Below are 12,125 nucleotides of genomic sequence, written 5' to 3'. Positions count from 1 at the left end.
TAGTTTCTATATCTGAGACATATTTATTAAAACATTAATTTCTATTGAACCGCCGTGTACCGAACGGTATGCATGGTGGTGTGAGAGGTCGCTAAATAAATTAATTATTTAGCTCCTACTCGATTGATGCTAAATAATAGTAGAAACTATTAATCAAAAAGAGTTTTTTTCATATTTTGATATTTCAAAATATAATAATTTTTCTTTAATGAGATTTTAGTTAGAGCATAAACTAATATATCAATTTCTGAGTAACTATTATATAGTCCAAAACTTATTCTAACCATTCCAGGGCGGTATAAATCAGGATTTGCTATGCGATTTTGTGCAAATTCACTAGAAATATTTAATAGTTTAGCCAGGTAGGGCTGAGCACAAAAGCATCCACTTCTTACTGAAATTCCCCATTCATAGGAGAGTATTTTTGCAACTGTAGCATGGTCAATTCCATTAATATTAAAGGGAATTATACTAACTCTGTCGATTTCTTTAGAAATGTCACAATATATTTTTAAATTAGGAATGTTTTTCATCTGAGAAATGGCATAGGTGGTCAAATTCTTTTCTATATGATCTACATTAGTCATACCAATCTTATTCAATGTTTTTATAGCTGACGATAGAGCTATAGCGCCTATAACATTTGGGGAGCCAGCCTCATGTCTTTCTGGGGAATCATTCCATTTTATAAAATCATGAGTTACAATATCTACTGTTCCACCACCTACTAAATCAGGGTCACAATTATCTAAAATGTTTTTAGGACCAATTAATACACCTGTGCCAAATGGGGCATACATTTTATGGGCAGAAAAAATTAAAAAGTCTATATTATATTCTGTATTCTCACTATTCATAATAAAAGGTGCGTGGGGTATTAATTGTGCTCCGTCCACAAGTAGTTTGCAGCCGAATCTATGAACTAATTTGGCTACATCATAAATGGGGTTTTTATAGCCGGTTATATTTGAAGCACCGGTAATTGTAACTAGTTTTACATAATTTTCATATTTATTTAACTTAGCTTCTAAATCATCTAAGGACAACCTACCAGATGCATCTATGGATATATAGTCTACAATAAATTTATCTCTCCAAGGTAGATCGTTAGAATGATGCTCCATGTCTGTTGTAAGAATAACATTTTTTTTATGGGGATCGTACAATAGATTGGAAAGCTTGTTAAAGGCTTCAGTTGAATTTTTAACGTAAATAACTGTATTATTAGAATCAGAATTAACAAATTTGCTAACATTATTTCTAGAATCCTCATATAACCTAGTAGTAAGTTGAGACTTAAATCCCTCACCCCTATGAATTGAAGAATACCATGGAGCAAAGTTAGCGATATCTTTCATAACAGATTTAAAGGGTGGTGTAGTTGCTGCATTATCAAAATTAATTGCAGTAATACTTTTTCCAGATATAAGAGGGACCTTTTGGTTTACACCAAGGATCAAATCTCTGTAGCTTGGACTATTATCTTTATAAGACATAATAATCCTCCTCATAAAATTATTCACAGTATATAGTATTAGTTTTATGAGGGAAAGGTGATTAAAAAAAGGTTAATAAATATTATTATCCCACAAAAGAATATATTTGTGAGATAATAGTATTTTTGAAAGATATTGATTTAAGAATTAACTAGTTCATAAGCGGCATTAAAATCAACACTTTCTTGTTGCCCTGTTGACATAGTTTTTATAGTAACAGTTTTATTTTCAGCTTCTTTATCGCCTATTAAAATTACAAAAGGAATACCTAATTTATCTGCATAACCAAGCTTCTTTACTAGTTTAGTTTCCTCTGTGTATATTTCTGTGATGACTCCTTTATCCCTTAAAAAAGTTGCAAGAGAAATTCCATAATCAAGATTATTATCAAGTGGTATTATTAGAACTTTTGTTATAGATTTATTAGTATCCTTTTTAAAGAAACCAGCTTCATTTAATTGATAAAATAATCGAGTAAGACCAATTGAAATACCTACTCCTGGTAGTTTTTGCTTGGTATAGTACTCAGCTAAATTATCATAGCGTCCACCTGAACACACAGAACCAATGGATGGGTACTCATTTAAAAATGTTTCATAAACTGTACCTGTATAATAATCAAGACCTCTAGTTATTTTTAAATCTATTTTAAGATTATCATCAGGAACTCCAAATAATTTAACGTATTTAGTAACTATTGAAAGCTCTTCAATACCTTTTTTAAAGCTAGCATTTGAAATGTTTAAATTACTTAATAATAATAAAATATCTTGGTTGCTTCCACTAATATTAATAAACTTAAGAATTTTTTCTACAACTTCACTTTTTAAGCCATTACCCAATAGTTCCTCAGTGGCTGCTTCTACTCCAATTTTATCTATTTTATCGATAATCCTTAAAACTATCTCACCATCTTGAATTTCTAATGCTTCAAAAAATCCATTTAACAGTTTTCTATTGTTGATTTTTATTGTAAAGTCCTTGAAACCAAGGTTATTGAATACTGAATAAATAATACTAGGTATTTCAGCATCATTCAAAATATTTAAATTATTGTTTCCAACAATATCAATATCACATTGGTAAAATTCACGGAAGCGACCCTTTTGATTTCTCTCTCCTCTATATACTTTGCCAATTTGGTACCTTCTAAAAGGAAAAGTCAGTGAACTGTAATTTTGAGCCACGTATCTAGCTAATGGTACTGTTAAATCAAATCTAAGGGATAAATCAGTGCTGCCCTTTAAAAATCTATAGATTTGTTTTTCAGTTTCTCCGCCTCCCTTTGCCAGTAGAATTTCTGATTTCTCTATTATTGGTGTATCTATGGGCATAAATCCATAGCTTTCATAAGTTTTACGTATTGTGTCCCCTAATTTGTTAAACTGAATTTGATCTCCTGGTAGTAATTCCATAAAGCCAGGCAAAATTGATGGTTTTACTATTTGATTTATCATTTTTAATACCTCCTGTTTAATATAAAAACCCCATGTAAGTCTGTAGATATAAGGGTGATAGTCCTTCCGAGCATTTTTTAAATTATACTATAAATAATAGAATTCTTCAAGATTGGATATAAATTTAAAGTTAAATGATTTTTTTAACATATAAACTTGTGCATTATTGATATATAGATGGGTTATTAGTGAACAATTTATTAATTTAGATTATAGTTGAAAAAAATAATGAAAAATACGATCATTTATAGTTGACAAGATTACTAGGGTTTGATATTATGAACTTAGAAAGTATAGTAAAACACTCTACTTTGAAGGAGTGATTAAATGAAATTATCTACTAAGGGAAGATATGGGGTTAAAGCCATGGTAGATTTAGCAATTAATTATGGAGACCAACCTGTATCTATAAAAAGTATTTCCGAAAGACAAAGTATTTCTGAGTACTATTTAGAACAATTATTTTCTTCTCTAAGGCGGGCTAAACTTATTAAAAGTGTAAGGGGAGCGCAAGGTGGCTATATACTTAATAGGCCGCCCGAGAAAATAACTATATACGATGTTATTAATGTACTTGAAGGACCCATCGAGGTTTCAGATTGCCTTGAAGACGGTTCGTGTAATAATATTGACTGTTGTGCTACAAGATTATTATGGAAGAAAATTAAAAATAGTATAGATAGTGTTACTACATCAATAACTTTAAAAGATATTGTAGACGATTATAATGAAATTACATTAAATAAAGGAGTGAAACATAATGAATAAATCAATTTATATGGACCATGCTGCAACCACTTATACTAAACCAGAGGTTTTAGAAGAGATGATGCCTTATTTCACAACATACTTTGGTAATCCATCTTCAATTTATACTTTGGCAAGAGAAACTAAAAAAGCCATTGATGTTGCAAGAGATAAGATTTCAAAAGCCATAAATGCTAATGAAAATGAAATTTTCTTTACTGGTGGAGGATCAGAAGCAGATAATTGGGCAATAAAGGGAATAGCGTCTGCTTACAAGCAAAAGGGAAATCATATTATAACAACAGTAATTGAGCATCATGCTGTATTACATACTTGTGAATATTTAGCTAAGAATGGATTTGACATCACATATTTACCAGTAGATGAATATGGCTTTATAAATATAAAAGATTTAGAAAATGCTATTACAGATAAAACTATTTTAGTATCGGTAATGTTTGCTAACAATGAAATTGGAACAATAGAGCCAATAAAAGAAATAGGAGCATTATGCAGAAGTAAGAAAATACTTTTCCATACAGATGCAGTTCAAGCTGTAGGTCATATTCCAGTAGATGTAAAAGAAATGAATATAGATTTACTATCAATAGCTGCTCATAAATTTTATGGCCCTAAAGGTGTTGGCGCACTGTATATAAAAAAAGGTATTAAAATAGATAATTTAATACATGGTGGTGGACAAGAAAGAAATAGAAGAGCTGGTACTGAAAATGTTGCTGGAATAGTTGGCTTTGGTAAAGCTATTGAACTTGCAACTCAAAACATGGAAGAAAACAATAAAAAAATGGTTTATTTAAGAGATAAACTTATGAATGGATTATTAGAAGTACCATATACAAGATTAAATGGGCCAAGAGGAGAAAAGAGACTTCCAGGTAATTCAAATATTTGTTTTAGATTTATAGAAGGCGAATCCATCCTATTAATGTTAGATGCAAATGGCATTGCAGCTTCTAGCGGAAGTGCATGTACATCTGGTTCTTTAGATCCGTCTCACGTTTTACTTGCAATAGGTCTTGAACATGAAATAGCTCATGGATCTCTAAGATTAACTTTAGGTGATGAAACTACTGAAGAAGAAGTAGATTTTGTAATAGCAACAGTACCAAAAATTATTGAAAGACTAAGATATATGTCACCGTTATATGATGACTTCTTAAAGAAAGGGGAAAAATAATATGATATACAGTGAAAAAGTTATGGACCATTTTAGAAATCCAAGAAATGTAGGAGAAATTTTAGATGCAGATGGAATTGGTGAAGTTGGTAATGCTAAATGTGGAGACATTATGAAGGTTTATTTAAAAGTAGAAGATAATATAGTAGTAGATGCAAAGTTTAAAACTTTTGGTTGTGGATCTGCTATAGCATCTTCTAGTATGGCTACAGAACTTATTAAAGGTAAATCTGTAGATGATGCATGGACACTAACAAATCAAGCTGTAGCTGAAGCATTAGATGGACTCCCACCAATAAAAATGCATTGCTCAGTACTTGCTGAAGAGGCTATACACAAAGCAATTAATGATTATAGAAGTAAAGTTGGACTTGAAGAATGGGCTTATAAATCACATGATGATATACATGCCGAGGCACACGGAGAATAGGGGATATTAGATGAAAAAAAAAGTAGTTATTGGAATGAGCGGAGGTGTTGATAGCTCCGTAGCTGCCTATCTTTTGAAACAGCAAGGATATGAAGTTATTGGAATTATGATGAAGCTCTCTGCAGATAATCCTGATTATGAGGAAAATGAAGGTGGATGTTGTTCTATTTCTGCTGCAAATGATGCAAGACGTGTTGCAGATGTATTAGACATACCCTTTTATGTTATGAATTTTAAGGATGTCTTTAAAAAAAATGTTATTGATAACTTTATAGATGAATACATGGAAGGTAGAACCCCTAATCCATGTATAGTATGTAATAAGGATATCAAGTTCAAAGAATTTTTAAGAAAAGCAGAAGCTCTTGGAGCTGATTATATAGCTACAGGTCACTATGCTAAAATTGAAAAACGTGATGCTAGATATGTGCTTAAAAAAGCTGATGATAATCATAAGGATCAAACCTATGCTTTATATAGTTTAACTCAAGATCAATTAAGTCACACTTTAATGCCTTGTGGAGATTATACTAAACCTGAAATACGCGATATTGCAGAGAAAATTGGTCTAGAGGTTTTTAGAAAAAAGGATAGTCAAGAAATTTGCTTTATACCTGATAATGATCACGGAGCTTATATTAAAAAGTATAGTGGTAGGGAAATTAAGTCAGGTAATTTTGTTGATAAGAAGGGCAAAGTTTTAGGAACACATAAAGGTATAGTGTATTATACTATAGGACAACGAAAAGGACTAGGTATAGCACTAGGTAAGCCTGTTTTTGTCACTGATATAAATCCACTAACTAACCAAGTGGTAATAGGAGACGAAGAGGATATTTTTAAAACAGAGCTTATAGCAAAGGATTTAAACTTTATTTTGTTTGATAAACTTGAATTAAACTTAAGAGTTACAGCTAAAATTAGGTATTCTGCAAAACCAGAACTTGCTACTTTAATTCCATTAGAAAACAATAGAATAAAACTTGTGTTTGACGACAAGCAAAGGGCTATAACCAAAGGCCAATCAGTAGTTTTCTATTTAGAAGATTTAGTAGTAGGTGGGGGCATAATAGAAGAAGTTTTATAAGTGCAATACACATTTAAATAAAAAAAGTTGTAAATTATAGCATAATGACTTGTTATTTATTTGAATGTGACTAATATGATTAAAACTATTTTGGTGGATAATAAATACAGAGGGGTATCTAGTTAGGAAACTAGGTATCCCTCTGTGTTTATAGGAGATAATAGGAGAAACTATGATAGTTAAAAAAAGACAAAAAAACTATTTTTGATATAAGAAAAGGAGAAAAATTATGGTGTATAGTGATAAGGTTATGGAACATTTTTATAGTCCAAGAAATGTGGGAATATTAGGTGATGCTAATGGTATTGGGGAAGCCGGAGATCCTAATTGCGGGGACATAATGAAAATATATATAAAAGTCGAAAATAATATAATCAAGAGTGTTAAGTTTAAAGCATTTGGTTGCGGGTCAGCCATAGCATCTTCTAGCATAGCTACAGAACTTGTAAAGGGAAAAACCACAGAGGAGGCATGGAAACTAACTAACAAATCAGTTATCGAGGCTTTGGAAGGGCTACCTACATCAAAGGTGCATTGTTCAGTGCTTGCTGAACAAACTATTCATAATGCAATTAATAATTATAGAGAGGCACAAAATCTTGAGCTTTGGAAAGATGATTTAAAATAAGGTTGAGAAATTTTTCTTAAGGGATGTTGTAACGAAAAGCATATATCGCTAGGAATGCGTTCGCTTTGCTAAGTAATTCTACAACTTATATTATCTTCAGCTGCTAAAACCCGCAAACTCGCTTCGCTCAGACATGCGGGTTTCTTTACGCATCTGAAGATAATATAAGTTGTGAATTACTAAAGCTTGCTCAAACGCATTCTACGCGATATATACTTTTGTTAGCATCCTCTAAGAAAAAAAGCTTATTTCAGAGATTTACCTTGCGTTTAAATAGCTGATAATGATAACAGAGAGACTCAAATTTATGTGCTTAATAAATTTGAGTTTCTTGTTTGTGAATTTAGTTTTAGTTTATGTAATAATTCTTAGACTAATTGGAAAACATAACTATAAAGTAAATGGGTGGTTTTCATATAGGAGATATTATGTTTAGAAGTAAGGACTTTATATTTATGGATGTGGTGACTGTAGAGGGGAAAAAAATTGGGTTTATAAAAGATTTGTTAATAGATTTTAATGCTGGAAAAGTAATTGGGTTTTTAGTATCGCCCTATAAACTCTTTCACAAAAATGTAAGCATATTAAAACAAGATATTATATATTCAAATAAGCGAATGATAGTTAAGAAAGTGGATAAAAACAAATATTTATGTTTGCATAGCTTTATTAATATGGACGTAATAGACAAATGTAATAATATATTTGGTATGGTGGAGGATATTACTTTTACTGGTGATACCTATGATATAAAGGGTATTATAGTATCTTCAGGGTTTATTATAAATTTACTTAGAGGTAAAAGAATAATGCTAATAAATGAACTAATTCTTGGTGAAGAAAATATATTATACATTCCTAATTGTAGTGAGTACTCTTTTAAAAGTGTGCCACATAACTTCTTTGTTGAGGCTAAAGCTAATGAAAAAAATTAATAAAAGAAAACTTGTTATTACTATTGTGTGTACTATTATTTTTTCAATAATCATCATTATGGCAATGAGAGTACCTATTATTAAACAATTAATAAATTTAGTATTTATTTCCTTCATTCTCTCTTATATACTAAGACCTTTGTATATGCTTTTAATTGGAAAAGGTATAAATAAAAAATTAGCTTCTTCTTTAATAATATTTGGGTTAGTAGGTTTTGTAGTATTATTATTTATGCTACTTATTCCGGCCTTATTTAGTGAAAGCTTAAATATGGATAAGTCAATTAATGATTTAGGAAATTATTTGACTAATTTAAATATGAGGATAAAGGTATTAAACAAAAATAAAGTTATGAGTAATATTCTAAACATCATAAACCACAAAGCAAATGGTCAAATAGCCGTGATATTTGATAAAATATTAAATTCTATTATGAACCTTGGTGAAAATATAATAACTTACACAGTAGCTCCTTTAATAATATATTATTTTTTATGGGACAGTGAAAATATGATTAATAAGTCATTAATAATTTTCCCACCAGAGAGTAGAAATGTGATAAAGAAAATTATAGAGGATATTGATAAGATACTGGGGAAATATATTATAAGCCAACTTATTTTATGTGGATTCATTACTATTGCTAGCTTTTTAATTTTGATGTTTTTGAAAATTGATTTTCCATTAATACTTTCCTTAATAAATGGGATTTTTAATATAATACCTTATTTCGGACCTATATTTGGGGTAATACCTGCTATTTTAATAGGGCTTTTAATTTCCCCTAAAACAGCTTTATATGTGGCTGTATGTTTTTTTGTACTTCAACAAATTGAAGGGGACATATTATCACCCAAAATAATTGGAGATAGTATAAGTATGCATCCCTTAACAGTAATATTATTATTAATCTTAGGTGGGAATGTTGGAGGAATTTTAGGCATGATACTTGCAGTGCCACTGGGAGTAGTGATTAAAGTCCTATATGAGGATATAAACTATTATTTGTTTTAAAAATTATAGCATTACAGATTTATTTTTTTATATGATGTATATATTGATGTGTTAAGGGAAAATATGCTATAATATAGTAATAGAATTTAATACTTGGTAATGATAAGAATTAATAAATATATTTGTGCATTTAGAGAGGGAGTGGTTGGTGAAAACTTCTTGCTAGATATATTGAAGCTATCTTTGAACCATGTTTCTTGAGAGATATTGCAGTGTAACTAATTTTTGTTAATTACATGGCAGTATAATTAGGGTGGTAACGCGGAAAACTTTCGTCCCTTGTTTTGGGGGAGTAAAGTTTTTTTTTATTATAAAAAATTATTAATTTTTGAATTCTACATAAAAATATATTAAATAAACGGAGGAGATATTATGGAAAAATTAGGACTTAATGAAATCAGAGAATCCTTTTTGAAATTTTTTGAAGGCAAGGAGCATCTTAGACTGGGGAGTTTTCCTCTAGTGCCTAAAAATGATGCTAGTTTATTACTTGTAAATGCAGGCATGCAACCACTTAAACCATATTTTACGGGAATACAAACACCACCCAGTGTTAGAATAACTACTTGTCAAAAATGTATTAGAACAGGGGATATTGAAAATGTAGGAAAGACTTCAAGACATGGTACTTTTTTTGAAATGCTTGGGAATTTTTCTTTTGGAGATTATTTTAAAAAAGAAATTATTCCATGGGCTTGGGAGTATATGACAGAGGTTTTAAAGATACCAAAAGAAAATTTATATGTAACAGTATACTTAGAGGATGATGAAGCTTTTGATATATGGAGTAAAAATACAGATATTGATTCTTCACGTATTTTTAGATTAGGAAAAGAAGATAATTTTTGGGAGATAGGTCAAGGACCTTGTGGACCAAGTTCTGAAATACATTTTGATAGAAATGTAGAACTGGGTCAAATAAAAACTGCTGAGGAATTTGTAAAAGCAGGGAATGAAGATAGGGTAATAGAACTTTGGAATTTAGTATTCACTCAATTTGATAAAGACGAGAGTGGCAACTACAATAAATTAAAGAATCCTAACATAGATACAGGTATGGGTCTTGAGAGAATTGCTGCTACAATGCAAGGGACTAAAAGCATATTTGAAGTAGACACTATAAAAAGTATTTTAGAGGAAGTTTCAAGAGTTTCAAAAGTGAAATATGGAGAAAATCATAAAGATGATATATCGCTACGAATTATAACAGATCATGTTAGAAGTACAACATTTATGATAAGTGATGGAGTACTTCCATCTAATGAAGGAAGAGGTTATGTTCTTAGGCGTTTACTTAGGCGTGCAGCAAGGCATGGTAGATTACTTGGAGTTAAAAACACTTTCTTAAATAAACTTTGTAACACGGTTATTGAAAATTCCTTTAAAGCTTACCCAGAATTAAAAGAGAAAGCAGCATACATTAAGAAGGTTATAAAATTAGAAGAGGAAAGATTTTCAGAAACTTTAGACTCTGGTATGGATATTTTAAAAATTTATATAGAAGAGCTTGAGAACAATAACAATAAAATTTTGAGTGGGGATAAAGCTTTTAAATTATACGATACTTTTGGTTTTCCATTTGAGCTTACAGAAGAAATATTGGAAGAAAAAGGTATGGGAATCGATTCGGAAGGTTTTAATAGTGAAATGCAGAGCCAAAGGCAAAGAGCAAGAGCTGCTAGAGGACATTCGAATTATATGGGCAACGGAGAAAACCAACTAAACTTAATTCCTAAAAATATAGAAACAAAATTTGATGGATATGATAAAACTAAGTTACAAGCTGTAGCTAAAGTTTTAATTAGTGGAGAAGAACTTGTAAACGAGATTTCAAAGGGTGAAAAAGGTATTATTGTAACAGAAGTTACTCCTTTTTATGCTGAAATGGGGGGTCAAATTGGAGATAAGGGAATAATATATAATGACAATTTCAAGGCAGAAGTTTACGATTGTCAAAAAAATGCCTCTGGTAAGGTGGTACACTTTGTTACGGTTCTAGAAGGGACACTAAAAAAGGATGAATTAGTAACACTTAAAGTTGACAAGATTAGACGAACTGAAATTTGTAGAAATCATACTGCAACTCATATGCTGCAAGAAGCATTAAAAAGAGTGTTAGGTGATCATGTTCATCAATCAGGTTCTTATGTAGATGAAGATAGACTAAGATTTGACTTTACACACTTTTCTGCATTAACCGAAGAAGAAATTATTAAAGTTGAGAAAATTGTGAATGATAATATTATGCAAGTGTTTAATGTTGATACTAATGTTATGACAATAGAAAAAGCTAAAAAAAGTGGAGCTATAGCATTATTTGATGAAAAATATCAAGAGGATGTTAGAGTAGTGTCAGTAGGAGGATATAGCAAGGAACTTTGTGGAGGTACTCATGTAAGAAACTCAGGGGAAATTGGAATGTTTAAAATATTGTCTGAAGCAGGAGTGGCTGCAGGAGTTAGACGAATTGAAGCTATAACAGGTAGTAATTCAATTAAATATTTAGAAGATAAAAACATTTTATTAAAAGAAATTGCTAGTACTATGAAATGCTCAGAAAAAGACATAACAAATAGATTAGAAATTCAATTAGCAGAATTAAAAGACAAAGAGAAAGAGATAGCATTATTAAAAGGCAAATTAGCTACTTCTTCAGTAGATGAAATTTTAGATAATGTTAAAGATGTTAAAGGTGTTAAGGTTATTTGTGGAGTTGTAAAAGGTATAGACGGTGATGCACTAAGAGACTTAGCAGATAAACTTCGAGATAAACTTGGCGATGGTGTGGTGGTAATTGGAAGCCGTGTAGAGGATAAAGTAGAATTTGTTGCAATGGCCTCTAAATCTGCAATAGATAGTGGAGTACACTGTGGAAAAATTGTTAAAGAAGTTGCTAAAATTGCTGGTGGCGGTGGCGGTGGAAGAGCTGATATGGCTCAAGCAGGTGGAAAACTTCCGGAGAAATTAGATGACGCAATAGATAAAGTACCATCTATAATAGAAACATTTGTAAAATAGTATACTTTTTGCGACAGTTGTTTTATAATATAATTAGTGATAAGTAAATTAATTATCGTTAACATGTAATTATGAGACTTAGTATAGCTAAAAAACTGTAACATATACAAAATT

The 12,125-nt window shown here is 30.6% G+C and carries 10 protein-coding genes and 1 other annotated feature; of the genes, 8 read left to right on the top strand and 2 right to left on the bottom strand.

The window, feature by feature from the left end; translation table 11 throughout:
* Window positions 1–149 precede the first annotated feature (149 nt).
* Together ACREVU_RS00630 and hisS are read right to left on the bottom strand one after the other, a co-directional pair.
* Window positions 150–1,496: an aminotransferase class V-fold PLP-dependent enzyme gene (locus ACREVU_RS00630; RefSeq protein ID WP_431549701.1), complete on the bottom strand. Its 1,347-nt coding sequence runs from the start codon at window positions 1,494–1,496 to the stop codon at window positions 150–152.
* A gap of 140 nt (window positions 1,497–1,636) precedes the next feature.
* Complete coding sequence (gene hisS, locus ACREVU_RS00625) at window positions 1,637–2,953, bottom strand: histidine--tRNA ligase (protein ID WP_431549700.1); 1,317 nt, start codon at window positions 2,951–2,953, stop codon at window positions 1,637–1,639.
* 327 nt (window positions 2,954–3,280) lie between these two features.
* Here hisS and ACREVU_RS00620 point away from each other — a divergent pair, with 327 nt between their 5' ends.
* The 8 genes from ACREVU_RS00620 (at window position 3,281) to alaS (ending at window position 12,011) form a co-directional block, all read left to right on the top strand.
* Window positions 3,281–3,721, top strand: coding sequence for an RrF2 family transcriptional regulator (locus tag ACREVU_RS00620; protein ID WP_431549699.1), 441 nt, complete (start codon window positions 3,281–3,283; stop codon window positions 3,719–3,721).
* Window positions 3,714–4,898 carry a cysteine desulfurase NifS gene (nifS, locus tag ACREVU_RS00615; RefSeq protein ID WP_431549698.1) on the top strand — a complete coding sequence of 395 codons (1,185 nt, stop codon included), beginning with the start codon at window positions 3,714–3,716 and terminating at the stop codon, window positions 4,896–4,898. Before ACREVU_RS00620 ends, nifS begins: the two co-directional genes overlap by 8 nt.
* Before the next feature lies 1 nt (window position 4,899).
* On the top strand, window positions 4,900–5,328 hold the full coding sequence (nifU, locus tag ACREVU_RS00610) for a Fe-S cluster assembly scaffold protein NifU (RefSeq protein ID WP_431549697.1): 429 nt from the start codon (window positions 4,900–4,902) through the stop codon (window positions 5,326–5,328).
* Between the two features lie 10 nt (window positions 5,329–5,338).
* On the top strand, window positions 5,339–6,415 hold the full coding sequence (gene mnmA / locus ACREVU_RS00605) for a tRNA 2-thiouridine(34) synthase MnmA (RefSeq protein WP_431549696.1): 1,077 nt from the start codon (window positions 5,339–5,341) through the stop codon (window positions 6,413–6,415).
* Window positions 6,416–6,644: 229 nt separating this feature from the next.
* A complete protein-coding gene (gene nifU / locus ACREVU_RS00600) occupies window positions 6,645–7,043 on the top strand; it encodes a Fe-S cluster assembly scaffold protein NifU (RefSeq protein WP_431549695.1) in 399 nt (132 codons plus the stop codon).
* Window positions 7,044–7,471: 428 nt separating this feature from the next.
* Window positions 7,472–7,978, top strand: a complete 507-nt coding sequence (locus ACREVU_RS00595; RefSeq protein WP_431549694.1) for a PRC-barrel domain-containing protein — start codon at window positions 7,472–7,474, stop codon at window positions 7,976–7,978.
* Window positions 7,965–8,993, top strand: a complete 1,029-nt coding sequence (locus ACREVU_RS00590) for an AI-2E family transporter (RefSeq protein WP_431549693.1) — start codon at window positions 7,965–7,967, stop codon at window positions 8,991–8,993. Before ACREVU_RS00595 ends, ACREVU_RS00590 begins: the two co-directional genes overlap by 14 nt.
* Before the next feature lie 90 nt (window positions 8,994–9,083).
* Window positions 9,084–9,276 (top strand) — a binding site (T-box leader).
* Between the two features lie 89 nt (window positions 9,277–9,365).
* A complete protein-coding gene (alaS, locus tag ACREVU_RS00585; protein WP_431549692.1) occupies window positions 9,366–12,011 on the top strand; it encodes an alanine--tRNA ligase in 2,646 nt (881 codons plus the stop codon).
* Window positions 12,012–12,125 lie beyond the last annotated feature (114 nt).

Origin of the sequence: Clostridium sp. (genome assembly GCF_050717535.1) — a bacterium.
Classification (GTDB): Bacteria; Bacillota; Clostridia; order Clostridiales; family Clostridiaceae; genus Clostridium_AD.
Note: the sequence above shows the minus strand (reverse complement) of the source record. Positions and strands in the feature narration are given on the sequence as shown.